This window comes from Pseudomonas allii (genome assembly GCF_055380095.1).
Window position 1 is genome coordinate 1,351,849 of record NZ_AP039450.1, and the last position, 24,977, is coordinate 1,376,825.

Annotated in this window: 23 protein-coding genes; 20 read left to right on the top strand and 3 right to left on the bottom strand. The window is 61.5% G+C overall.

Annotated features, from left to right (window positions below; all coding sequences use genetic code 11):
• Window positions 1-114: 114 nt before the first annotated feature.
• The 15 genes from ACZ445_RS06045 to ACZ445_RS06115 all read left to right on the top strand — a co-directional run bounded on the left by ACZ445_RS06045 (window position 115) and on the right by ACZ445_RS06115 (window position 16,922).
• A complete protein-coding gene (locus tag ACZ445_RS06045) occupies window positions 115-822 on the top strand; it encodes a tellurite resistance TerB family protein (protein WP_464708084.1) in 708 nt (235 codons plus the stop codon).
• A 210-nt stretch (window positions 823-1,032) separates the two neighbouring features.
• On the top strand, window positions 1,033-2,655 hold the full coding sequence (locus ACZ445_RS06050) for a methyl-accepting chemotaxis protein (RefSeq protein WP_058423741.1): 1,623 nt from the start codon (window positions 1,033-1,035) through the stop codon (window positions 2,653-2,655).
• The gene (locus ACZ445_RS06055; protein WP_058423740.1) at window positions 2,655-3,167 is read left to right on the top strand and encodes a chemotaxis protein CheW; all 513 of its coding nucleotides are present in this window, start codon (window positions 2,655-2,657) and stop codon (window positions 3,165-3,167) included. Before ACZ445_RS06050 ends, ACZ445_RS06055 begins: the two co-directional genes overlap by 1 nt.
• The gene (locus tag ACZ445_RS06060) at window positions 3,164-4,423 is read left to right on the top strand and encodes a CheR family methyltransferase (protein ID WP_179030331.1); all 1,260 of its coding nucleotides are present in this window, start codon (window positions 3,164-3,166) and stop codon (window positions 4,421-4,423) included. The genes ACZ445_RS06055 and ACZ445_RS06060 overlap by 4 nt, the downstream gene beginning before the upstream one ends.
• Window positions 4,420-5,121 carry a chemotaxis protein CheW gene (locus tag ACZ445_RS06065; RefSeq protein ID WP_058423738.1) on the top strand — a complete coding sequence of 234 codons (702 nt, stop codon included), beginning with the start codon at window positions 4,420-4,422 and terminating at the stop codon, window positions 5,119-5,121. The genes ACZ445_RS06060 and ACZ445_RS06065 overlap by 4 nt, the downstream gene beginning before the upstream one ends.
• Window positions 5,118-7,388, top strand: coding sequence for a response regulator (locus tag ACZ445_RS06070; RefSeq protein ID WP_464708086.1), 2,271 nt, complete (start codon window positions 5,118-5,120; stop codon window positions 7,386-7,388). Before ACZ445_RS06065 ends, ACZ445_RS06070 begins: the two co-directional genes overlap by 4 nt.
• On the top strand, window positions 7,385-8,395 hold the full coding sequence (gene cheB, locus ACZ445_RS06075; protein WP_058423736.1) for a chemotaxis response regulator protein-glutamate methylesterase: 1,011 nt from the start codon (window positions 7,385-7,387) through the stop codon (window positions 8,393-8,395). The genes ACZ445_RS06070 and cheB overlap by 4 nt, the downstream gene beginning before the upstream one ends.
• Window positions 8,396-8,446: 51 nt before the next feature.
• Window positions 8,447-9,448 (top strand): diguanylate cyclase, encoded by a 1,002-nt coding sequence (locus ACZ445_RS06080; protein WP_012722554.1) that lies wholly within the window; start codon window positions 8,447-8,449, stop codon window positions 9,446-9,448.
• Window positions 9,449-10,227: 779 nt separating this feature from the next.
• Window positions 10,228-11,323, top strand: a protein-coding gene (gene prfB / locus ACZ445_RS06085; protein ID WP_100215725.1) for a peptide chain release factor 2 whose coding sequence is annotated in 2 segments (ribosomal slippage) — window positions 10,228-10,299 and window positions 10,301-11,323 — 1,095 coding nt in all. Because the reading frame shifts where the segments join, the coding sequence is not laid out codon by codon here.
• 109 nt (window positions 11,324-11,432) lie between these two features.
• Window positions 11,433-12,935, top strand: coding sequence for a lysine--tRNA ligase (gene lysS / locus ACZ445_RS06090; protein WP_058425327.1), 1,503 nt, complete (start codon window positions 11,433-11,435; stop codon window positions 12,933-12,935).
• 150 nt (window positions 12,936-13,085) lie between these two features.
• Entirely contained in the window at window positions 13,086-13,802 is a 717-nt protein-coding gene (locus ACZ445_RS06095; RefSeq protein ID WP_058425326.1) for a TetR/AcrR family transcriptional regulator, read from the top strand.
• A gap of 16 nt (window positions 13,803-13,818) precedes the next feature.
• A complete protein-coding gene (locus tag ACZ445_RS06100) occupies window positions 13,819-14,367 on the top strand; it encodes a hypothetical protein (RefSeq protein ID WP_058425325.1) in 549 nt (182 codons plus the stop codon).
• A 21-nt stretch (window positions 14,368-14,388) separates the two neighbouring features.
• Entirely contained in the window at window positions 14,389-15,666 is a 1,278-nt protein-coding gene (locus ACZ445_RS06105) for a flavohemoglobin expression-modulating QEGLA motif protein (RefSeq protein WP_010212629.1), read from the top strand.
• A gap of 27 nt (window positions 15,667-15,693) precedes the next feature.
• Window positions 15,694-16,599, top strand: a complete 906-nt coding sequence (locus ACZ445_RS06110) for an alpha/beta hydrolase (protein WP_179028644.1) — start codon at window positions 15,694-15,696, stop codon at window positions 16,597-16,599.
• Window positions 16,596-16,922, top strand: a complete 327-nt coding sequence (locus tag ACZ445_RS06115) for a hypothetical protein (protein WP_003172217.1) — start codon at window positions 16,596-16,598, stop codon at window positions 16,920-16,922. Before ACZ445_RS06110 ends, ACZ445_RS06115 begins: the two co-directional genes overlap by 4 nt.
• A gap of 340 nt (window positions 16,923-17,262) precedes the next feature.
• Here the strand turns inward: ACZ445_RS06115 and lptF are convergent, their stop codons facing one another.
• From lptF to ACZ445_RS06130, 3 genes are all read right to left on the bottom strand, one after another.
• A complete protein-coding gene (gene lptF / locus ACZ445_RS06120; RefSeq protein ID WP_058425322.1) occupies window positions 17,263-18,048 on the bottom strand; it encodes a lipotoxin F family OmpA-related lipoprotein LptF in 786 nt (261 codons plus the stop codon).
• A gap of 55 nt (window positions 18,049-18,103) precedes the next feature.
• Entirely contained in the window at window positions 18,104-18,529 is a 426-nt protein-coding gene (locus ACZ445_RS06125) for a DUF4398 domain-containing protein (RefSeq protein WP_071496971.1), read from the bottom strand.
• A gap of 273 nt (window positions 18,530-18,802) precedes the next feature.
• Entirely contained in the window at window positions 18,803-19,147 is a 345-nt protein-coding gene (locus ACZ445_RS06130) for a hypothetical protein (RefSeq protein ID WP_058425320.1), read from the bottom strand.
• Between the two features lie 184 nt (window positions 19,148-19,331).
• Between ACZ445_RS06130 and ppc the strand changes: the two genes are divergently transcribed.
• The 5 genes from ppc to ACZ445_RS06155 all read left to right on the top strand — a co-directional run bounded on the left by ppc (window position 19,332) and on the right by ACZ445_RS06155 (window position 24,974).
• The gene (ppc, locus tag ACZ445_RS06135; protein WP_464708087.1) at window positions 19,332-21,959 is read left to right on the top strand and encodes a phosphoenolpyruvate carboxylase; all 2,628 of its coding nucleotides are present in this window, start codon (window positions 19,332-19,334) and stop codon (window positions 21,957-21,959) included.
• Window positions 21,960-22,238: 279 nt separating this feature from the next.
• Window positions 22,239-22,886: an adenylate kinase gene (gene adk / locus ACZ445_RS06140; RefSeq protein ID WP_010212617.1), complete on the top strand. Its 648-nt coding sequence runs from the start codon at window positions 22,239-22,241 to the stop codon at window positions 22,884-22,886.
• A gap of 90 nt (window positions 22,887-22,976) precedes the next feature.
• Window positions 22,977-23,663, top strand: coding sequence for a tRNA (adenosine(37)-N6)-threonylcarbamoyltransferase complex dimerization subunit type 1 TsaB (tsaB, locus tag ACZ445_RS06145; RefSeq protein ID WP_058425318.1), 687 nt, complete (start codon window positions 22,977-22,979; stop codon window positions 23,661-23,663).
• 160 nt (window positions 23,664-23,823) lie between these two features.
• On the top strand, window positions 23,824-24,114 hold the full coding sequence (locus tag ACZ445_RS06150) for a hypothetical protein (protein ID WP_058425317.1): 291 nt from the start codon (window positions 23,824-23,826) through the stop codon (window positions 24,112-24,114).
• Window positions 24,114-24,974: a DUF72 domain-containing protein gene (locus ACZ445_RS06155; protein WP_179028643.1), complete on the top strand. Its 861-nt coding sequence runs from the start codon at window positions 24,114-24,116 to the stop codon at window positions 24,972-24,974. The genes ACZ445_RS06150 and ACZ445_RS06155 overlap by 1 nt, the downstream gene beginning before the upstream one ends.
• The last annotated feature ends 3 nt before the right edge of the window (window positions 24,975-24,977 follow it).

The window sequence follows — 24,977 nt, forward strand, 5'->3', positions numbered from 1 at the left end:
AAGTGAAGGGCGGTCGCGTTACATCTGGAAGCACTCTAGATCAGGGCTTTTTGGCACTTAGTTTTACGCTGGGGGCCTATTGGTCCTATGAACCCAAGTGTCTGGAGGCTGCGAATGAATACCCGTGGATTGCTCGATCAGTTGCTCAAGTCTGGCCAGGACATGCTGCACAACAAGGCTGGCGGCCAGCGTAGACAGGACGACAAAGGTGCTCTGGGCGGTCTGCTCGGCGGTGGCGGCCTGGGCAGCCTGCTCGGTGGTGCTGGCGGCGGCGCGCTGGCGGCGGGGGCCATGGGCCTGCTGCTGGGCAACAAGAAGGCGCGCAAATTCGGCGGCAAGGCGCTGACCTACGGCGGTTTGACAGCCTTGGGCGTCATCGCCTACAAGGCCTACGGCAACTGGCAGGCCAATCAGGCCAACGCCCCCCAGGGCGAGCCACAGACCATCGACCGCCTGCCACCGGCCCAGGTCGAGCAACACAGCCAGGGCATCCTCAAGGCGCTGGTCGCGGCGGCCAAGGCCGATGGCCATGTGGACGAGCGCGAGCGTGCGCTGATCGAAGGCGAATTCACCAAGCTGGACAACGACCGCGAGCTGCAAAGCTGGCTGCACGCCGAACTGAACAAGCCCCTGGACCCGGCCGACGTGGCACGAGCTGCCGGCACCCCGGAAATGGCGGCCGAGATGTATATCGCCAGCGTGATGCTGGTGGATGAGGAGAACTTCATGGAGAAGGCCTACCTCGACGAGCTGGCACGGCAACTCAAGCTCGAGCCTGGCTTGAAGCTGGAGCTGGAAAAACAGGTGCGCTTGACCTCGTAAAAAGGCTCGTGTAGCGATAAGAATGTGGGAGGGGGCTTGCCCCCGATAGCGGTGTTTCAGTCTATTTACAGTTGGCTGGCACACCGCCATCGGGGGCAAGCCCCCTCGCACATTTGCATTCTGTGGACGCTTCATAAAAACCCGTTGATAAATGAGGCCTTCTGCTCAGCTATACTCCCCTCCATTTGAATGGCCCTCCGAGGAATTACTGTGAAGAACTGGACCTTGCGCCAACGCATCCTGGCAAGTTTTGCGGTCATTATCGCCATCATGCTGTTAATGGTCGTGGTCTCCTATTCACGGTTGCTGAAGATCGAAACCAGTGAAGTCGCGGTGCGCGACGACGCGGTGCCCGGGGTCTACCTCAGCTCCATGATCCGTAGCGCGTGGGTCGACAGTTACCTGCAGACCCTGGAGTTGATCGGCCTGCGTGAAGACAAGGGGTTCACCGACACCGACAAAGCCGACTTCAAGTCCTATGAAGCGCGCATCCTGCAGCAGATGGCCAACTACCAGGCGACCATCAGTGGAGGCGAGGACCAGGCCGAGTTCGATAAATTCGAAATCCAGCACCAGGCCTACAACAAGGCGCTGGCTGCCGTCGTAGAGCGCCTGCAGAACAAGGACATAGCTGGCGCACGCAAACTGTTCGATACGCAGATGACGCCCAGCTGGGTCGCAGGCCGCATGAAGCTCAACGACATCATCACCGAGAACAAGAACGTCGCCGACCGTGCGACCAACGCGATCGATGATGCAGTATCCGCCGCGAAAATCAGCATGTTTGTATCGCTGGCCCTGGCCATCCTCGCCGCCGGTTTGTGCGGCCTGCTGCTGATGCGCGCGATCATGGCGCCGATGCAGCGCATCGTCGATATCCTCGAAACCATGCGCGACGGCGACCTGAGCAAGCGCTTGAACCTGGAACGCAAGGACGAGTTCGGCGCGGTCGAGACCGGCTTCAACGACATGATGACCGAGCTCACGGCCCTGGTGTCCCAGGCCCAGCGCTCGTCGGTGCAGGTGACCACCTCGGTGACCGAGATTGCTGCCACCTCCAAGCAGCAACAGGCCACCGCAACTGAAACGGCCGCCACCACCACCGAGATCGGCGCCACGTCCCGCGAGATCGCGGCCACCTCCAAGGACCTGGTGCGCACCATGACCGAAGTGTCCACCGCCGCCGATCAGGCCTCGGTTGCCGCCGGTTCCGGCCAGCAAGGCCTGGCGCGCATGGAAGAAACCATGCACTCGGTGATGGGCGCCGCCGACCTGGTCAACGCCAAGCTGGCGATCCTCAATGAGAAGGCCGGCAACATCAACCAGGTGGTGGTGACCATCGTCAAGGTCGCCGACCAGACCAACCTGCTGTCGCTGAATGCCGCCATCGAAGCCGAGAAGGCCGGTGAATACGGCCGCGGTTTTGCCGTGGTTGCCACCGAGGTCCGTCGCCTTGCCGACCAGACTGCCGTGGCCACCTACGACATCGAGCAGATGGTGCGCGAGATCCAGTCGGCGGTGTCGGCGGGTGTAATGGGCATGGACAAGTTCTCCGAAGAAGTACGCCGTGGCATGTTCGAAGTGCAGCAAGTGGGCGAGCAACTGTCGCAGATCATCCACCAGGTCCAGGCGCTGGCGCCGCGGGTGTTGATGGTCAATGAAGGCATGCAGGCCCAGGCCACCGGCGCCGAGCAGATCAACCACGCCCTGGTGCAACTGGGCGATGCCAGCAGCCAGACCGTCGAGTCCCTGCGCCAGGCCAGCTTTGCCATCGATGAGCTGAGCCAGGTGGCGGTCGGTCTGCGCAGCGGCGTGTCGCGTTTCAAAGTCTGATGAGCGACCTCGCGGCTAAACGCGGCGCCGTCCCGGCAGCGAAAAAGGCGTTGTTCCTGGTGTTCCACATCGGCAACGAACGTTATGCCCTCAAGGCCACGGAAGTGGCGGAGGTATTGCCGCGCCTGCCATTGAAGCCGATTGCCCATGCGCCGCTGTGGGTGGCGGGCATCTTTGCCCATCGCGGCGCGCTGGTGCCGGTGATCGACCTCAGTGCCCTGACCTTCGGCACCGCCGCCCAGGCGCGCACCAGCACGCGGCTGGTGCTGGTCAATTACCAGCCCGAGCCTTGGCGCGAGCCACGTTGGCTGGGGTTGATCCTGGAACAGGCCACCGACACCCTGCGCTGCGATCCGGCCCAGTTCCAGCCCTATGGCCTGGACAACCGCCAGGCGCCTTACCTGGGGCCGGTGCGTGAAGATGCGCTGGGCCTGATGCAATGGATCGGTGTGAATGACCTGTTGACCGACGACGTTCGCGCCGTGCTGTTTTGCCCCGAGTTGAGCCTATGAGCCACGACCCGCGTTTCTTTGCCTTCCTGAAAGAGCGCATCGGCCTGGACGTTGCCTCGGTCGGCGAAGCCATTATCGAGCGCGCGGTGCGCCAACGCACTCAGGCGGTCAACGCGCAGACCCCCGGCGAATATTGGCAGCACCTGCAAAGCTCCCAGGATGAACAGCAAGCGCTGATCGAAGCGGTGATTGTCCCGGAAACCTGGTTTTTCCGTTATCCCGAATCCTTTGCGACCCTGGCCCGCCTGGCCAAGGCGCGCCTGGCCGAGATCAAGCAGATGCGTGCACTGCGCATCCTCAGCCTGCCTTGCTCCACCGGTGAAGAACCTTATTCGATCGCCATGGCCTTGCTGGATGCCGGGTTAGCGCCGCATCAGTTCAAGGTGCAGGGCATGGATGTCAGCCCGTTGTCGGTGGAGCGCGCACGGCGTGGGGTGTATGGCAAAAACTCCTTTCGCGGCGGCGATATCGCCTTCCGTGACCGCCACTTCACTGAATGCGGCGACGGTTATCACATCGCCGACCGCGTGCGTGAACAGGTGCGTCTGCAAGTCGGCAACCTGCTCGACCCAGCACTGCTGGCCAATGAGGCGAGCTACGACTTCGTGTTCTGCCGCAACTTGCTGATCTATTTCGACCAGCCGACCCAGAAACAAGTGTTCGATGTGCTCAAGGGGCTGACCCATGTGGACGGCGTGCTGTTTATCGGTCCTGCCGAGGGCAGCCTGTTGGGGCGCCATGGCATGCGTTCGATCGGTGTGCCGCAGTCCTTTGCGTTCAGTCGGCATGCCGAGCCGGTCAAGCCCGAGCCGGTGTTTGTGCCCATACCGGCGCCGGTTCCACAGCGCAGTGCCGCACCGATCCCGGCCAGGCCGAGGCCGTTCAGCGGTGTCAGTGCCAAGGTGGTGCCGATCAACGCGCCGCAAACCGATGCGGGCGACTTGCTGAGCCGCATCGCCACCCTGGCCAACGAAGGCAAAAGCGCCGACGCCCGCGCTGCATGCGAACAGTATTTGAGTCACCATCCGCCGGCCGCCCAGGTGTTCTACTGGCTGGGGCTGCTCAGCGACGTGGCTGGCAGTGCCCTGGAAGCCCAGGGTTATTATCGAAAAGCCTTGTACCTGGAGCCCCAGCACCCGCAGGCCTTGATGCACCTAGCCGCGTTGCTCGAGTCCCAGGGCGACAGTGCGGGGGCGCGCCGCTTGCAGGCGCGGGCCGCGCGCAGTGAGCGAGCTGACAGTGAGTCCAAACGATGAGTAACACCGACGCGCTCGATACCGCAGGGCTGGACCTGACCCTGGCCGACACCCAGGCCATCGACGACTGCTGGAACCGCATCGGCATCCACGGCGACAAGTCCTGCCCGCTGCTGGCGGACCATATTCACTGCCGCAACTGCTCGGTGTACTCCGCAGCGGCCACACGTTTGCTGGACCGCTATGCCTTGCAGCAGGACGAGCATCGTCCGCATGCCGTCGTGGAACTGGGCGAAGACGTGGTCACCCGCTCCCTGCTGATGTTCCGCCTCGGTGAGGAATGGCTGGGCATCGCCACCCGCTGCCTGGTGGAAGTCGCGCCGCTGCAACCGATTCACTCGCTGCCGCACCAACGTTCCCGCGCCTTGCTCGGCGTGGCCAATGTTCGTGGTGCGCTGGTGGCGTGCCTGTCGCTGGTGGAACTGCTGGGCCTGGATGCCACCGGCAACGGCGCCAGCGGTGGGCGCATCATGCCGCGCATGTTGATCATCGCCGCGCAGGATGGTCCGGTGGTGGTGCCGGTGGATGAAGTCGACGGCATCCATGCCATCGATGAGCGCACCTTGAAGGCCGCCTCGGTCTCGGGCACCCAGGCCAGTGCGCGCTACACCCAAGGCGTGTTGCAGTGGAAAGGCCGCAGCCTGCGTTGGCTGGACGAGGCGCAATTGTTGTCTGCCGTGACCCGGAGCCTCACATGACCCCCGACCAGATGCGCGATGCCTCGCTGCTGGAACTGTTCAGCCTGGAAGCCGATGCGCAGACCCAGGTATTGAGCGCGGGCCTGCTGGCCCTGGAACGCAAGCCGACCCAGGCCGACCAGCTGGAAGCGTGCATGCGCGCCGCGCACTCGCTCAAAGGCGCGGCGCGCATTGTTGGAGTGGACGCCGGGGTCAGTGTGTCCCACGTCATGGAGGATTGCCTGGTCAGCGCCCAGGAAAGCCGCCTGTATTTGCAACCCGAACATATTGATGCGCTGTTGCAAGGCACCGACCTGCTGATGCGCATCGCCACGCCGGGCAATGATGTGGGGCCGGCGGATATCGAAGCCTATGTGGCGTTGATGGAACGCCTGCTGGACCCGTCCCAGGCGCCTGTCAAAGTGGCGCCGTCTCAGTCGGAACCTGTCCCTGTTATTGAAGAGCTCCCGCCGGAGCCAGAGCCCGCACCGCCGGTGGCCACCGAGCCGCCACGCCAGAACAAACGCATGACCGAAGGCGGCGAGCGCGTACTGCGGGTGACCGCCGAGCGCTTGAACAGCCTGCTGGACCTGTCGAGCAAATCCCTGGTGGAAACCCAGCGGCTCAAACCGTATCTGGCCAGCCTGCAACGCCTCAAGCGCATTCAGAGCCAGAGCGTGCGCGCGCTGGATACGCTGGACGGGCAACTCAAGACTCAACAACTGCCCCTCGAAGCCCAGGAAGCCCTGGCCGACACCCGCCGCCTGCTCAGCGAAGCCCAGGCCCTGCTCGCGGAAAAAACCGCCGAGCTGGACGAGTTCGGCTGGCAGGCCGGCCAGCGCGCCCAAGTGCTGTACGACACCGCGCTGGCCTGCCGCATGCGCCCGTTTGCCGATGTGTTGGCCGGGCAAGTGCGCATGGTGCGCGACCTCGGTCGCAGCCTCGGCAAGCAAGTGCGCCTGGAGATCGAAGGCGAAAAGACCCAGGTCGACCGCGACGTGCTGGAAAAGCTTGAAGCACCGCTCACCCATTTATTGCGCAACGCTGTCGACCACGGCATCGAAATGCCTGAGCAACGCCTGCTGGCGGGCAAGCCGGCAGAAGGTGTGATCCGCCTGCGTGCCTCTCATCAAGCCGGGTTGCTGGTGCTGGAATTGAGCGATGATGGCAATGGCGTCGACCTGGAGCGCCTGCGCGGTACCATCGTCGACCGGCACCTGTCGCCGCTGGAAACCGCCCTGCGCCTGAGTGAAGAAGAGCTGCTGACATTCCTGTTCCTGCCGGGGTTCAGCCTGCGCGACAAGGTCACCGAAGTGTCCGGGCGCGGCGTCGGCCTGGATGCGGTGCAGCATATGGTCCGCCAACTGCGCGGTGCGGTGGTGCTGGAGCAGACGGCGGGGCAGGGCAGTCGTTTCCACCTGGAAGTGCCACTGACCCTGTCTGTGGTGCGCAGCCTGGTGGTGGAAGTCGGCGAAGAAGCCTATGCGTTCCCGCTGGCCCATATCGAACGCATGTGCGACCTGGCGCCTGACGACATCGTGCAACTGGAAGGCCGCCAGCATTTCTGGCACGAGGGCCGGCATGTCGGGCTGGTCGCCGCCAGCCAGTTGTTGCAACGCCCGGCGGGACAGAGTCAGTCGGACACCCTGAAAGTGGTGGTGATCCGCGAGCGTGATGCGGTGTACGGGATTGCCGTGGAGCGCTTTATCGGCGAGCGTACGCTGGTGGTGCTGCCGCTGGATGATCGCCTGGGCAAGGTCCAGGATATTTCTGCCGGTGCCTTGCTGGACGACGGCTCGGTGGTGTTGATCGTCGACGTCGAAGATATGCTGCGTTCGGTGGACAAGTTGCTCAACACCGGCCGATTGGAACGCATTGCCAGGCGCAGCCAGCAAACCACCGAGGCACCGCGCAAGCGGGTGCTGGTGGTGGATGACTCGCTGACCGTGCGCGAACTGCAACGCAAATTGCTGCTGAATCGTGGTTATGAAGTGGCCGTGGCGGTCGATGGCATGGACGGCTGGAACGCCTTGCGCTCCGAAGACTTTGACCTGTTGATCACTGATATTGATATGCCTCGTATGGACGGTATTGAATTGGTCACACTCTTGCGCCGTGACAGTCGCCTGCAATCGTTGCCGGTGATGGTGGTGTCGTACAAGGATCGCGAAGAAGACCGACGTCGTGGACTGGACGCCGGCGCCGACTATTATTTAGCCAAAGCCAGTTTCCACGATGACGCCCTGCTGGACGCCGTAGTGGAACTGATCGGAGGCGCGCGGGCATGAGGATTGCGATCGTCAATGACATGCCCCTGGCGGTAGAGGCCTTGCGCCGCGCCTTGAGTTTCGAGCCCGCGCACGAAGTGGTGTGGGTCGCCAGCAATGGTCTTGAAGCGGTGCAACGCTGTGCAGAACTGACCCCGGACCTGATCCTGATGGACCTGATCATGCCGGTGATGGATGGCGTGGAGGCTACCCGCCAGATCATGGCCGAGACCCCGTGCGCCATCGTCATCGTGACCGTCGACCGCCAGGCCAACGTCAGTCGGGTGTTCGAAGCCATGGGCCATGGCGCCCTGGACGTGGTGGACACGCCGACCCTGGGCGTGGGCAACCCCAAGGATGCAGCGGCGCCGCTGCTGCGCAAGATCCTCAATATCGGCTGGCTGATCGGCCAGCGTGGCAGCCGTGTACGTGCCGAAACCGTCGCGCCGCGCATGACCGGCAAGCGCCAGAGCCTGGTGGCCATCGGGTCTTCGGCGGGTGGCCCGGCTGCCCTGGAAATCCTGCTCAAGGGCTTGCCCCGGGACTTTCCCGCCGCCATCGTGCTGGTGCAGCATGTGGACCAGGTGTTTGCCGCCGGCATGGCCGAATGGTTGAGCAGCGCCTCCGGCCTGCCGGTACGCCTGGCCCGTGAAGGTGAGCCGCCACAAAGCGGCGTGGTCCTACTGGCCGGCACCAACCACCACATTCGTTTATTGAAGAATGGCACGCTAGCCTATACCGCAGAGCCGGTGAACGAGATTTACCGGCCTTCGATCGACGTGTTTTTCGAAAGCGTGGCCAGCCACTGGAATGGCGATGCCGTCGGCGTACTGCTGACCGGCATGGGGCGCGACGGGGCCCAGGGCCTCAAATTGCTGCGTGAACAAGGTTATTTGACCATCGCCCAGGATCAGCAGAGCTCGGCGGTGTACGGCATGCCCAAAGCGGCGGCGGCGATTGATGCTGCTGTTGAAATTCGCCCACTGGATAGAATTGCGCCCCGATTGCTGGAGGTCTTTGCCAAATGAACAAGGCCTCTCGCGGTGCTGGCTTGCAGGTAGTAATTCAGGTGACTGCACATGAATGATTTACAGATCGACGACATCAAGACCGACGAAAATGCCGCCATGGTGTTGCTGGTCGACGACCAGGCCATGATCGGCGAAGCCGTGCGGCGTGGCCTGGCCCATGAAGAAAACATCGACTTCCACTTCTGCGCCGATCCGCACCAGGCGATTGCCCAAGCGATCCGTATCAAGCCGACCGTTATCCTGCAAGACCTGGTCATGCCCGGCCTCGACGGCCTGACGTTGGTGCGCGAATACCGCAACCACCCGGCCACGCAGAACATCCCGATCATCGTGCTTTCGACCAAGGAAGACCCGCTGATCAAGAGCGCGGCGTTTTCGGCCGGGGCCAACGATTACTTGGTCAAGTTGCCGGATAACATCGAGCTGGTGGCACGCATTCGCTATCACTCGCGCTCGTACATGACCTTGTTGCAACGGGATGCCGCCTATCGCGCGTTGCGGGTCAGTCAGCAACAACTGTTGGACACCAACCTGGTGCTGCAGCGGTTGATGAACTCCGATGGCCTGACCGGGTTGTCCAATCGTCGCCACTTTGATGAATACCTGGAGCTGGAATGGCGGCGTGCCATGCGTGACCAGACCCAGTTGTCGTTGTTGATGATTGATGTGGATTTCTTCAAGACCTACAACGATAGCTTCGGGCATGTCGAAGGTGACGAGGCGTTGCGCAAGGTTGCGGCGACCATCCGTGAGGCCAGCAGTCGGCCTTCGGATCTGCCGGCGCGCTATGGGGGGGAGGAGTTTGCCCTGGTGCTGCCTAATACCTCGCCGGGTGGGGCGCGGTTGGTGGCCGAGAAGCTGCGGATGGCGGTGGCTGCGCTGAAGATTCCGCATATTGCGCCGACCGAGGGGTCCAGCCTTACGATTAGCATTGGTCTGTCCACGATGACGCCGCAGCAGGGGACGGATTGTCGGCAGGTGATTGTGGCGGCGGATAAGGGGTTGTATACGGCCAAGCATAATGGGCGCAATCAGGTGGGGATTGAGTAGGGCTTTGCATTGCTGTGTACATATCCGTTTTTTGGGTCATGGCGGCTATTGGTTCCGCTCTTACAGCGGGTCACTTTTTGAAGAGCGCAAAAAGTAACCAAAAACGCTTCGCCCCAACACTCGGCACCTCGCCTAGGCTCGGTGTGCCCTCACTCCGGCTTGAATCCGTGGGCCGCCGCCACGCGCCATCCATGGCGCGGGGCGGCTAACCCGGCGTCCTGCCGGGTTACCCACGGATTCAAGCCTGCGTTCGGCCAGCGTGTTTGACGGGGCGATCCCAGATCAAAAGCAAGAGCGCGGCGGCCTTAGAGCCGACCCCGGATTGTATGGCCGGTACTCGGTCAAAGTGTGGGAGGGGGCTTGCCCCCGATAGCAGTGGGTCAGTCACTGATGAGTTGGCTGACACACCGCCATCGGGGGCAAGCCCCCTCCCACAGTTTGATCTTCATGTATCAGTTGAAGGGTGGCTTGCTCTGGCTCTGGCTCTGGCTTTAGATATGCTTTTGATTTTGATCTAAGGCGGCCCCCCAAATCACTGTCGAATTACGGGCACACCGAGCCTAGGCGAGGTGCCGAGTGTTGGGGCAAGAGCGTTTTGCTTACTTTTGCGCTTTTCAAAAGTGAGCCGCCGTAAGGGCGGAACCATAGGTGGCCGTTACCCAAATAACGGATATGCCCACCACCAACCCCACGCCTTTTCGCCCAGCGGACTGCCGCTCCCCCCCATTTGCCGTTATACTCGCCGGCTTTCAAAAGTTCGCCAACGAGTGCTGCCCGCCATGGAAATCAACCCGATCCTTAACACCATCAAGGACCTGTCCGAGCGCTCCGAAACTATTCGGGGGTATCTTTGACTACGATCAAAAGCATGAGCGTCTGACCGAAGTCAATCGCGAGCTTGAAGATCCTGCTGTCTGGAACAAACCTGAATACGCCCAGGAACTGGGGCGCGAGCGCGCTGCGCTGGCGCAGATCGTCGACACCCTCGACGAACTGAATACCGGTCTGGCCGATTGCCGTGACCTGCTGGACATGGCCGTCGAAGAAAACGACGAAGGCGCAGTGGGCGATGTCGTCGCCGAGCTGGCCCGTCTCGAGGAAAACCTCGCCAAGCTCGAATTCCGCCGCATGTTCAGCCATGAAATGGACCCGAACAACGCCTACCTGGACATCCAGGCCGGTTCCGGTGGCACCGAGGCCCAGGACTGGGCCAACATCCTGCTGCGCATGTACCTGCGTTGGGCGGACAAGCGCGGTTTCGAAGCGACGATCATGGAACTGTCTGCCGGTGAAGTCGCCGGTATCAAGGGCGCGACCGTGCACATCAAGGGTGAGTACGCCTTTGGCTGGCTGCGTACCGAAATCGGCGTGCACCGCCTGGTGCGCAAGAGCCCGTTCGACTCCGGCAACCGTCGCCACACTTCGTTCTCCGCGGTGTTTGTCTCGCCAGAGATCGACGACAAGGTCGAGATCGAGATCAACCCGGCCGACCTGCGCATCGACACCTACCGCTCCTCCGGTGCCGGCGGTCAGCACGTAAACACCACCGACTCGGCCGTACGTATCACCCACGTACCGACCAACACCGTGGTCAGTTGCCAGAACGAACGTTCCCAGCATGCCAACAAGGACACCGCCATGAAAATGCTGCGGGCCAAGTTGTACGAGCAGGAAATGCAGAAGCGCAACGCCGCTTCCCAGGCGCTGGAAGATACCAAGTCGGACATCGGCTGGGGTCACCAGATCCGCTCTTATGTGCTCGATGCGTCGCGGATCAAGGATCTGCGCACTAACATCGAACGCAGCGACTGTGACAAGGTGCTCGACGGCGATATCGACGAATACCTGGAAGCCAGCCTGAAATCTGGCCTGTAACACATGCAATGCGGGATTGCCTGGCACCCCTCGATCCCTGTGGGAGCGGGCTTGCCCGCGATCCCCAGCCGCAGGCTGGGGCAACGAACCTGATGGAAAATCTAAAGACATGAGCGACCAACAACTCGACCCGCAAGCCCTGCAACAGGAAGAAAACTCCCTGATCGCCCTGCGCAAGGAAAAGCTTGCTGCCGAGCGCGCCAAGGGCAATGCCTTCCCCAACGACTTCCGCCGCGAAAACTACTGCGATGCCTTGCAGAAACAGTACGCGGACAAGACCAAGGAAGAGCTGGCAGAGGCTGCGATCCCGGTCAAGGTGGCGGGTCGCATCATGCTCAACCGTGGCTCGTTCATGGTGATCCAGGACATGACCGGGCGTATCCAGGTCTACGTCAACCGCAAGACCTTGTCGGAAGAAACCCTGGCCTCGGTGAAAACCTGGGACATGGGCGACATCATCGCCGCCGAAGGCACCCTGGCCCGTTCCGGCAAGGGCGACCTGTACGTCGAAATGACCAACGTGCGCCTGCTGACCAAGTCGCTGCGCCCACTGCCGGACAAGCACCACGGCCTGACCGACACCGAACAGCGCTACCGCCAGCGCTACGTTGACCTGATCGTCAACGAAGAAGTACGCCAGACCTTCCGCGTGCGTTCGCAAGTGATCGCGCACATCCGCAGCTTCCTGATGAAGCGCGACTTCCTGGAAGTCGAAACGCCGATGCTGCAGACCATTCCTGGCGGCGCCGCGGCCAAGCCGTTCGAAACCCACCACAATGCCCTGGACATGGAAATGTTCCTGCGTATCGCGCCGGAGCTGTACCTCAAGCGCCTGGTGGTTGGCGGCTTCGAAAAAGTCTTCGAGATCAACCGCAACTTCCGTAACGAAGGCGTTTCGACCCGTCACAACCCAGAATTCACCATGTTGGAGTTCTACCAGGCCTACGCCGACTACGAAGACAACATGGACCTGACCGAAGAACTGTTCCGCGAACTGGCGCAGCTGGTCCTCGGCAGCACCGACGTGCCGTACGGCGACAAGGTGTTCCACTTCGGCGAGCCGTTCGTGCGCCTGTCGGTGTTCGATTCGATCCTCAAGTACAACCCTGAGCTGACTGCCGACGACCTGAACGACATCGACAAGGCCCGCGCCATCGCCAAGAAAGCCGGCGCCAAGGTGCTGGGCTTCGAAGGCCTGGGCAAATTGCAGGTGATGATTTTCGAAGAGCTGGTCGAGCACAAGCTGGAACAGCCGCACTTCATTACCCAGTACCCGTTCGAAGTGTCGCCGCTGGCCCGTCGCAACGACGACAACCCGAACGTCACTGACCGTTTCGAACTGTTCATCGGCGGCCGTGAAATCGCCAACGCCTACTCCGAGTTGAACGACGCGGAAGACCAGGCCGAGCGCTTCATGGCCCAGGTGGCCGATAAAGACGCCGGCGACGACGAAGCCATGCACTACGACGCCGACTTCGTCCGCGCCCTGGAATACGGCATGCCGCCGACCGCCGGTGAAGGGATCGGCATCGACCGCCTGGTGATGCTGTTGACCAACTCGCCGTCGATCCGCGACGTGATCCTGTTCCCGCACATGCGGCCACAAGCGTAACCGTAGCGAAATCCGAAGCCGCCTTTTATAAGGCGGCTTTTTTATGTGGCGTTAATAAGCGTCAAGCAAACAGCGCCAGGAGATCGTTCCCACGCTCGGCGTGGTAACGCATACCGTGACGCTCCGCGTCACCTAATAAGGAAATCTGTCGTGAACCGCGTAACCGCTCAAGAAGGCGCCGCCGGCATTGCCGCTGCCGTGGCTGAAAGCGTCCAGTACCAGGGCCGCAAGGCCAGTCGTCGGGGCAGCGAGCAACGCAGGCAGGACATTCTCGATGCGGCCATGCGCATCGTGGTACGTGACGGCGTACGGGCCGTGCGCCATCGTGCGGTGGCGGCGGAGGCGGGGGTGCCACTGTCGGCCACCACCTACTACTTCAAGGATATCGATGACCTGCTCACTGATACCTTCGCCCAATACGTCGAGCGCAGCGCTGCATTCATGGGCAAGCTGTGGGTGCGTAATGAAGGCCTGTTGCGTGAAATGGTCGCCTATGGTGATGGCAGCCCCGAATCCCGTTCACAACTGGCCGATGACATTGCACGGCTGACCGCTGATTACGTCTTGCGCCAATTGACCAACCGCCGTGAACACTTGATGGCCGAGCAGGCGTTTCGCCAGGAAGCCTTGCTCAATCCGCGCCTGGCGGAGTTGGTGCGTTCCCATCAACAGATTCTGTTGCAGGGCACCGGGCAGTTTTTCCAGGTATTGGGCTCCCGCGAGCCGCAACAGGATGCCAAAGTGTTGACGGCGATAATCAGTCGGATGGAATATCAGGGCCTGCTGGGCAGCGCAGAGCCTCTGACCGGTGAAGAGATGCTTGAAATCCTCAAGCGCTATATGCATTTGGTGTTGGCCTCGGTCTGACACCGGGGGATGTCCAATGAAAGCCTGGCGTGTGGTTGCAATCGCCTTGTCGTTCCTGCTGCTCAGCGGTTGCCTGGTGACCTTCAAGGACCCGCTGCCGGCCCATGAGGCCGCTCCGCCGGCCCTGCTGGGCCAATGGTCGAGCAAAAACGCCTGGGGCGAGCCGCTCAACCTGCATATCAGCGCCGTCGGTGAACACCGCTATAAAGCCGTGAGCTACCCTACAGCCAAGCCCGGCCAGCGTGACGAATACCTGTTTACCGTTTCGCGCCATGGCAGCCGCTGGTATTTGTCGGCGCCGCTGCCGGCCAAGCTGGGTGGGCATTTCATCCTGGCGGGGTTTGAGATCAACGAAAAGCACGAATTGGTGGTCTACACCCTCGACCTTGAGCAGATCCACCAAGCGATAGGCCAGCAGGCGTTGCGCGGCAGCACCGTGGACACGGTCGAGGGCGCCGGGGTACTGGTGGACAGCCCCTTGGACCAGGTGTTTGCCTACCTGGATGACCCGGCCAATGCCGATGTATTCGTGGAAGCCGTGCGCTACCAGCGCGCGGGCCAATAACGTTTAAAGAGGAAGCACCGGGTGGACGATTACCAGCAGACGATACGCACCTTGTCTGATCGCATTGTGCTGGCGCAAACACCGATTCGCGTCCTCGACGCCGTGAAGTGGGACGAAAACATTCGCCAGGGATTCCTCAAGGCCAAGGGCAAGGAAATGCCGGCGGTGAGCCGCGACTACTACCTCAATCGGCCACTGTCGTTCGACTCCAGCGCGGTGAAGCTGGAGTTCCAGAACATCGAGCGCGACATCACCCGCCGCCTCGGCCAGTTCAGCCCGGTGGGGCAGATCATGCGCCGCATGTGCAAGGAATACCGCATGGTAGTGCGGATGCTCGAAGCGCGCGGCACCGAGGATTTCGGCCTGATTTCCCAGGAACTCTACGGCGCCGCTTCCGATGCGTTCCATGCGGGCGACCCGACTCTGGCTGACTTGGGCCTGATGCTGTCCGATTACCTGAACAATATCGACGGCCGTGGTGACCTGAAGGATGAGGCCAAGACCCTCACCGCCAAGGACGCTGTCGCCCTGCTGCAAACCCGCCTGAACAAGGTGTTCGGCGAGGCCGAAGAGACTATCCGCGTATTCGAGTCCGACGGTATTGTCGCTGACGCCGCAGCGGGCGCTGACTACATCAAGATCCGCGCCGACGCGATGTTCAACGACCGTGACGTGCGCGCCCTGGAAGTACATGAAGGCCTGGTGCATGTGGGCACTACTCTCAATGGCCAGAACCAGCCGATCTGCACCTTTCTGTCCAAGGGCCCGCCCTCGTCCACCGTGACCCAGGAGGGCCTGGCGATTTTGATGGAGATCATCACCTTCGCCTCCTACCCGAGTCGCCTGCGCAAGCTGACCAACCGCACCCGTGCCATCCATATGGTGGAGGAGGGCGCCGACTTCCTGCAGGTGTTCGAGTTCTTCCGTGAGCAAGGCTTTGAGATGGCTGAAAGCTACGGCAACGCCAGTCGTGTTTTCCGTGGTTCGGTGCCGACCGGTCTGCCGTTCACCAAGGACCTGTCCTACCTCAAGGGCTTTATCATGGTCTACAACTACATCCAGCTGGCCGTGCGCAAAGGCAAGCTGGAACAAGTGCCGCTGCTGTTCTGCGGCAAGACCACCCTGGAAGACATGCGTACTCTGCGCCAACTGGTCGACGAAGGCCTGGTGGTGCCGCCCAAGTACCTGCCGGAGCAATTCCGCGACATGAACGCGCTGGCGGCCTGGATGTGCTTCTCCAACTTCCTCAACCACCTGAGCCTGGATCGGATCGAGGCGGATTACTCCAATATCCTTTAAACCGTGGTATTCGCGAGGCTTCAACGGATGAGAATCCTCGGCATTCTGTGCCTGCTACTCACATTGAACGGCTGCAGCTCCCTGCTGTTCTACCCCGAGCCCGGCCTGCCGTTCACGCCGGAAAAAGCTCATCTTCAATACCGTGACGTCACCCTCACCACTGCCGACGGCGTAAAGCTCCACGCCTGGTGGCTACCGGCCAAACCCGGAGTGCCACTCAAGGGTACGGTGCTGCACCTGCATGGCAACGGCGGCAACCTGGCCTGGCACTTGGGCGGCAGTTGGTGGTTGCCCGAGCAGGGCTACCAAGTGCTGTTGGTGGACTATCGCGGTTATGGCTTGTCGGAGGGGAAGCCGTCATTACCGGCGATCTATCAGGATGTGGACGCGGCGTTCCAATGGATCGACAAGGCTCCCGAAACCCAGGGCCAGCCTTTAATCGTGCTGGGTCAGAGCCTGGGCGGCGCATTGGCGGTGCACTACCTCGCCGCCCACCCGGAGCGCCAACCCCGTCTCAAGGCGCTGGTGTTGGACGGCGTGCCCGCCAGTTATCGTGACGTAGGACAATTCGCCCTGAGCACCTCCTGGTTAACATGGCCGTTTCAGGTGCCGTTGTCCTGGCTGGTCCCGGATGCCGACAGTGCCATCTACGCCATGCCCCAGCTGACAGGTGTACCCAAGCTGCTGTTCCACAGCCTGGATGACCCGATTGTGCCGGTGGCCAACGGGATCCGCCTGTACCAGGCCGCCCCGCCACCCAGGGTGTTGCAGCTGACCCGCGGCGGGCATGTGCAGACGTTTGCCGACAAGACTTGGCAAACCGTGATGTTGCGTTACCTGGATGATCCCCAGCACTTCAACGGCCTACGTCGCCTGGGCGAAATCCCGAATTACCCGATTCCTAAAGTTGACTCATCAGAGAGCCCGCAATGAGCGAAGAACGCAATATGATCCCGCTGATCCTCACCGGTATCGGCACCATCATCGGTACTGTCGGTTGCCTGTGGTACTACGGCTACCTGCACTTCGCCAAGCCGGAAGATGCGTTGTTGCTCAGCGACTTCACCATGCTCAAGACCGTACCTGGCGAGGACTACAAGATCTCCCTGACGCCAGCCGCCCAGGTGGCGCAATGCGTGGATGGCGTGCTGGTGATGTTCGACACTGAGCAGAAAGGCCTGAGCGGTGTGCTGGTGAATAACAAGAAACAGGCCGTGCGATGCATGGGGCAGGAAACACCACAACTCCAGCAGTAAGCCGGATGTACCGCGCCTGAAATATCTGGAACCGTTTTGCGTAACAGACCACTCACTGGCTTGTCAGCGTTCATGATGAGATTTGCGAACCGCCAGCCAGGGGAGTGTCATGGTCAAGTTGGGTGAGATAAGTGCGATAGACAGGTGGTTGGAGATGTCCAGGATGCAGGAGCTCGTTGAAGCGCTCCGTGGAGGGGTCGACGATATCGCGCACAAGGAGCAGGGGGAGCAGTGCCAAGAGAAACCTGGGTATGCAGGCTTCGAGAGCGACAAGTGTCCGATCAAATTCTAGGTGTAAAAAAACCCACCGTTTCTGGTGGGTTTTTTTCTATCCAATCGATCAGTTAGCGACGGAAGACCGTGGCTTGACCGGCTGGTTGTCATTGGAGATGGTTACTTCAACGCGACGGTTCATGGCACGACCGGAAACGCTGCCGTTGTCGGCAACCGGGTATTCCTTGCCATAGCCCTGGGTCACGATGCGCGAGATATCCACACCCTGTTGCGCCAGTGCACGTTGTACGGAGGCCGCACGACGCTCAGACAGACTCTGGTTGTACGAGTCGGAACCGGTGCTATCGGTGTAGCCTTCGACGATCACTTTACGGTCCGGGTTATCGCGCAGGAACTGCGCCAGCTTGGTGATGTTCACCAGGCCGCTGGACTTCAAGTCGGACTTGTTGGTGGCGAACAGCACGTCACCGAAGGTCACCAGGGTGCCGCGATCGGTCTGCTTGGCGTTCAAGCTGTCTTGCAGTTGCTTGATCTGCGCATCGCGGGCGTCCAGCAGGGCGCGGGCGCGTTCGTCACCGGCGTTTTTCAGCTTGGCTTCGGATTCGCGCAGCACGATGGTGTCTTTGGCCACTTCAACGCGCTGGTTGGTCAGGTAGGCCAGTTGGTCGACCTTCTTCTGGTCTTCCTTGTCGCGGTAGGCTTTGTCAGCCTTGTCCAGCCAGTCGCTGGCGTCCTTGGTTTCCAGCGCCGCGAGCTTGGTGGCCTGCGGGTTGGTCTGCAGGGACGAGAAGTTGGTCCGTGCGTTTTCCAGGTTTGCGTTAGGCGGGGTGGAGCAGGCCGCCAGGGCAACGCTCATCGCCAGCAGGGCAGGGATCATCAATTGTTTACGCATAGTCGTGTCGTCCTTTCAATTCGATATCGGGTGCAATGCAATCAGGGGCGGCGGCTTATTTCTGCTGGATAGCAGCCGGGCGCATGCCTTCCTGACGCAGCTCCTGAACAGCTTTCTGGGAGTCCTTCACAGCCTGTTCGGCCTTGGCGGCCTGGGATTTGCGCTCAGCGACGCGAGCGTCCCATTCGGCTTGTTCGGCCAGGCGACGGGCTTCGTCGTAGTTCTTGTCGTGCATGGCAATCTCGGCTTGCTTGAGCTTGTCCTGAGCCGACTTCATTTCTACCGCTGCGTACTCGGTGCCGCCGGCGCTGACAGCGCTGTTCACCGCAGATTGGGTCACGGCGTACTGCTCGGTCGGAGGGTTGCCGGCGCAGCCCGCCAGAACGAAGCTGGTGCCGATTGCCAGCGCGGCCAATTTGAGCCCGCGCAGATGGTTAAACGAGGATTTGGCAGTGCTGGTCTTCATCGTCTTCAACTCCATTGGATAACTCCTGAAAAACATCAAAATCCATGTCACTGGTCTGCGGCCGGGGGGCTTGGCGGTGATGCGCAAAATGCCCTTTAAAACGGCCGTTCCAAGTGATGGCTTACTGGCTGTGACCGGAGGCTTTTTTCAAAAGTTCAGAGAAGATGGCGATTTGCCTAAAAAAATATCTGACTGTTCGGTCAGCAGAAAAACTTGGAACTTCTGCGTTGCGCAGCGGTACGCCGGGCTCGTAAAGAGCCCGGCGTACAAGGGGTTTGCGCTAGGGTTTCAGTGTTTCGGTTTGTCGCCGCTCGCTGATAAGTCATGCAGATAGCGACGCGACAGCGTCAGAAAACGCGGGGTAGGGCCGACATCTTCGTACAGCGGGTCGCCCTCTTCATCAGTCGCGATCACCTGCTGCCCCTTGATATACGGAAAGCTGGCTTCCAGCTCTTCCAGCGCGGCGCCGATCAGTTCGCCGAGCAGTTCTTCGGTGCTGCGCTTGGGGTACATCTCGGCGATCGCTGCCAGGCGTGCGGCAGCTTCCACATCCAAGTGGATGGCGTACTCGGTCTTGGTCAGGCGACCCTTGGCGTTCTCTTCCCAATGCTGGGCCAGTTCTCGGATTTTCATGGCAACCTCAATAAAGCCCGCGATAGCAGGCGGTGATGAGTGACCCGCCGCCCGCGCGGATAAACGCGGCGACTTAGTGTTGAGACTAGCTGCAACTCACAAGGTTTAAAGTCTTGTCATAAATGAGCGCTGGCGGCACTCTGGCAAACCTGCGCGTCCCGGATTTCTGGCTGGAGATTGGCTGATGAGTGATATCGATGCACGCTTGCGTGAGGATGTTCACCTGCTGGGTGAGCTGTTGGGCAACACCATTCGAGAGCAGTACGGCGATGATTTCCTCGAAAAGATCGAGCAGATCCGCAAGGGCGCCAAGGCCGACCGCCGTGGCGCAGGCGATGAACTGAGCACCAGCCTCAACCAGTTGCAGGAAGATGAACTGCTGCCGGTGGCCCGTGCTTTCAACCAGTTCCTCAACCTGGCCAACATAGCCGAGCAATACCAACTGATTCACCGCCGCGACGAGTCGCAACCGGCGCCTTTCGAAGCCCGTGTATTGCCTGAGTTGCTGGCGCGGCTGCAAGCCGAAGGCCACAGTAACGAATCCCTGGCCCGCCAATTGGGGCGCCTGGAGATCGAACTGGTCCTCACCGCCCACCCCACCGAAGTGGCGCGCCGCACCCTGATCCAGAAGTACGACGCCATCGCCGCCCAACTGGCGCTGCAGGATCACCGCGACCTCACCACGGCCGAGCGCCAGCAGATCCGCCAACGCCTGCAACGCTTGATCGCCGAGGCCTGGCACACTGAAGAAATCCGCCGCACCCGGCCCACGCCGGTAGACGAAGCCAAGTGGGGCTTTGCGGTGATCGAACATTCGCTGTGGCACGCCATTCCCAATTACCTGCGCAAGGCTGACCAGGCCCTGCACGCCGCCACCGGCCTGCGCTTGCCGCTGGAGGCGGCGCCGATCCGCTTTGCGTCGTGGATGGGCGGCGACCGTGACGGCAACCCGAATGTCACTGCGCCGGTCACCCGCGAAGTCTTGCTGCTGGCGCGCTGGATGGCTGCCGATCTGTACCTGCGCGATATCGATCACCTGGCCTCCGAACTGTCGATGCAGCGCGCCAGCCCGGCGTTGCAGGCCAAGGTTGGCGACAGCGTCGAACCCTATCGCGCCCTGCTCAAGCAATTGCGTGAACGCCTGCGTGCCACGCGCCAATGGGCGCATACGGCGTTGAGCAGTAGTACGCCGGCGCCTGCCGAGGTGTTGCAGAACAACCGCGATCTGCTTGAACCGCTGGAGTTGTGCTACCAGTCGCTGCACGAATGCGGCATGGGCGTGATCGCCGATGGGCCGTTGCTCGACTGCCTGCGGCGGGCGGTGACTTTCGGCCTGTTCCTGGTGCGGTTGGATGTACGCCAGGATTCCAGTCGCCATTGCGCAGCCATGACCGAAATCACCGATTATCTCGGTCTGGGTCGTTACGAAGACTGGAACGAAGAGATGCGCATCAGCTTCTTGATGAAGGAGCTGGCCAACCGTCGACCGTTGCTGCCGGGCTATTTCAAACCATCGGCGGATACCGCCGAAGTGCTCAACACCTGTAAGGAAATTGCCGCCGCGCCTGCGGCGTCCCTGGGTTCGTATGTCATCTCCATGGCCGGCGCTGCGTCGGACGTGCTGGCGGTGCAGTTGTTGCTTAAAGAGTCGGGCGTGCAACGGCCGATGCGTGTGGTGCCGCTGTTCGAAACCCTGGCCGACCTGGATAACGCAGGCCCTGTGATCGAGCAACTGTTGCTGCTGCCCGGTTACCGCGCGCGGCTGCAAGGCCCGCAGGAAGTGATGATCGGCTACTCGGACTCGGCCAAGGACGCCGGCACCACCGCCGCTGCCTGGGCGCAATACCGGGCGCAGGAACGCCTGGTGGATATCTGCCGTGAACAGCAAGTGGAACTGCTGTTGTTCCACGGCCGTGGTGGCACCGTTGGCCGTGGCGGCGGCCCAGCCCACGCGGCGATCCTGTCGCAGCCACCGGGGTCGGTGGCGGGGCGCTTCCGTACCACCGAACAGGGCGAGATGATCCGCTTCAAGTTCGGCCTGCCGGATATTGCCGAGCAGAACCTCAACCTTTACCTGGCCGCCGTGTTGGAGGCGACCCTGTTGCCACCGCCGCCGCCCGAACCGGCCTGGCGCCATTTGATGGACGAATTGGCGGCAGACGGTGTCAGCGCTTATCGCGCCGTGGTGCGCGAGAATCCGCAGTTCGTCGAGTATTTCCGCCAGTCCACGCCGGAACAGGAATTGGGCCGCTTGCCGTTGGGCAGCCGCCCGGCCAAGCGCCGTGCGGGCGGGATTGAAAGCCTGCGTGCGATTCCGTGGATCTTCGGCTGGACCCAGACCCGCCTGATGCTGCCCGCCTGGCTGGGTTGGGAAGCGGCGCTGAGCAAGGCCCTGGAACGTGGCGAAGGCGACTTGCTGGGGCAGATGCGCGAGCAGTGGCCGTTCTTCCGCACCCGCATCGACATGCTGGAAATGGTGCTGGCCAAGGCCGATGCCGATATCGCCCGCCTGTATGACGAGCGTCTGGTGCAGCCGGACCTGTTGCCACTGGGTGCGCATTTGCGCGACCTATTGTCGCAGGCCTGCAGGGTGGTGCTTGGCCTGACTGGCCAGTCGCAGCTGCTGGCCCATAGCCCGGACACCCTGGAGTTCATCCGCCTGCGCAACACCTACCTCGACCCGCTGCACCTGTTGCAGGCGGAGTTGCTGGCGCGCTCGCGCCAGCAGGAAGCGGCACAGGACAGCCCTCTGGAACAGGCGCTGCTGGTCTCCGTGGCCGGTATTGCCGCCGGTTTGCGTAATACCGGCTAAGGTTTTTTGCGTGTTCTCAACGGCTTGCAGGTAAACCACGGCGGCCGCCCTGAAAAGGGCGGTCGGCGTTTATGGCGCCGGGTTGCACCCAGGCACACCCTACCTATGACGTAAGCGCTGCACGGGTTCCTGCGACTTTTGGCGGCTTGTGTGCTTAAGGCCTGCTGTGTATCTTGATCAGCCTTTGGCCGTTTGGGCGGCCCGAATTCTATTTTTACGCGATTGGCCCGCCGCGGCGAATCCGAGCGTCATCTCTATAAAAAATTGAGGAGCACATCAATGCGCGTCATTCTGCTGGGAGCTCCCGGGGCCGGTAAAGGTACTCAGGCAAAGTTCATCACTGAAAAATTCGGCATTCCACAAATCTCCACTGGCGACATGCTGCGTGCGGCCGTCAAGGCCGGCACCGAGCTGGGCCTGATCGCCAAGAGCGTGATGGACAGCGGTGGCCTGGTTTCCGATGACTTGATCATCAACCTGGTCAAGGAACGCATCAGCCAGGAAGACTGCAAGAACGGTTTCCTGTTCGACGGCTTCCCGCGCACCATTCCCCAGGCTGAAGCCCTGGTGAAGGCGGGCGTCGAGCTGGACGCGGTGGTCGAAATCGCGGTTGAAGACGAAGAAATCGTTCAGCGTATTGCCGGTCGTCGCGTCCACGAAGCCTCGGGCCGCGTGTACCACACCGTCTACAACCCGCCAAAGGTTGAAGGCAAGGACGACGTCACCGGTGAGGACCTGGTGCAGCGTAAAGACGACACCGAAGAAACCGTGCGTCATCGCCTGTCGGTCTACCACTCCCAGACCAAGCCGTTGGTGGACTTCTACCAGAAGCTGTCCGCCGCCCAGGGCAAGCCGAAGTACAGCCACATTCCTGGCGTCGGCTCGGTTGAAGCGATCACCGCCAAAGTGCTGCAAGCCCTGAGCTGATCCCTCGACCGGCTTCACGGATAACGGCCCGCTTGCGGGCCGTTGTTGTTTATACTGGCGCACTTTTTTTCGACTTGGACACCTACACCGATGAGCACCCTGCTGGCCCTGGACACCGCGACTGAAGCTTGCTCCGTTGCCTTGCTGCACGATGGCAAGGTAACGAGCCACTACGAGGTGATCCCGCGCCTGCACGCGCAGAAGCTGTTGCCGATGATCAAGCAACTGCTGGAAGACGCCGGCACCACTCTGGCTGAGGTCGATGCCATCGCCTTCGGTCGCGGCCCGGGTGCATTCACGGGTGTACGTATCGCCATCGGCGTGGTGCAGGGCCTGGCGTTTGCGCTGGAGCGTCCGGTGTTGCCGGTGTCCAACCTGGCCGTGCTGGCCCAGCGCGCGTTGCGTGAACAGGGCGCTCATCAGGTGGCGGCGGCTATCGATGCGCGCATGGATGAAGTGTATTGGGGTTGCTACCGCGAAACGGCGGGCGAGATGCGTCTGGTCGGCGTAGAAGCCGTGCAGCCACCGGAGTCATCGCAACTGCCTGCTGACGCCAGCGGCGATTGGTTCGGTGCTGGCACCGGCTGGGGGTATGGCGAGCGCATCGCTGTGCCGCTGGTGGGCCAGGACGCGACGATGTTGCCTCACGCCGAGGACTTGCTGACATTGGCACGTTTTGCGTTTGAACGTGGTGAGGCCATCCCGGCGGACCAGGCGGCGCCGGTCTACCTGCGCGATAAAGTGGCGCAGACCAAGGCAGAGCGCGGGATTATTTGACGCGAAAAATGATGGCAATTTGGGGCTAAATTCACCAATCGTCAGAATTTGCCCCCGGTTTTAAACCTTTTTCAAATTATGTGTTCTAGTTATCACCAGAGCATTTGCGCACTACGGACAGTGCTGCCAAAATGCCATTACTGATAGCGAGTTCGCGCCCATGCGTATTGATGGCTTTTCCTCACAGTCTTACCCAATCAAGCGCAAGCCGCGTAAGGCGAACGTCACGGTGGATGAGTCCGTCGAGGACTCGCCGGACTTCATCGAAGTCCAAGCCGATGCGCAAGCCAACGCCCAAGCGCGTATCAGCGGTCTTCCCGCCCGTCAGCAAGATATGGTCTTCCCGCGCTCCATGAGCAAAAGCGTAGCCACCGCCCTGGCCAGCTACCTGACCACCGCCGGCTTTGTCGAATGGGATATGGAAGTGCTGGGCCTCGACATCCACATCTGATGCGTCTGCCTTACTACCTCGGTTGCCCGTCCTGGAGTGAAAACGCCTGGCGTGAATACCTGTACCCCGCCGATGCCCGTTCCAGCGACTACCTCGCGCTCTACTCCCAAGTCTTCAACGCCGTCGAAGGCAACACCACGTTTTATGCCCGCCCCTCAGCCGCCACCGTGCAGCGCTGGGCCGAAATCATGCCCGACGACTTCCGCTTCACGGCCAAATTTCCCGGTGACATCAGCCACAGCGGCAACCTGATCGAGCAGTTGCCGGCAGCGGAAAGCTTCGTGGGCCTGATGAGTCCGTTGGGTGAGCGGGTATCGCCGCTGTGGTTGCAACTGCCCGCGTCGTTCACCCCGCAGCGCCTGGGGGAGTTGGCAGGTTTCATCGATGGTCTGGAGCGGCCGATGGCGGTAGAAGTGCGCCACCTGGAATTCTTCGCCAAGGGGGACGCCGAGCGCACGCTTAACCGTTTGTTGCGTGACCGCGGCGTGGAGCGCATCTGCCTGGATCCGCGCGCGTTGTTCAGTTGCACGTCCACCTCGGCCGCCGTGCTGCACGCCCAATCGAAAAAGCCCAAGGTGCCACCCCGGCCGGCGGCGCTGACGCAGTTTCCCCAGGTGCGCTTTATCGGCCATCCCGAACTGGAGGCCAACGATCCGTTCCTGATGCCATGGGTGGAAAAAGTCGCTGGCTGGATCGAAGAAGGGCGCACCCCCTACGTGTTCCTGCACACCTCGGATAACCGCCTCGCCGCACAACTGGCCCTGCGTTTCCATGATCAACTGATGGCACGCCTGCCAGGCCTGCCGCCCTTGCAGGTGTTGGATCGCGCTCCCGCCGTGGAGCAACTGGGGTTACTCTAGGAT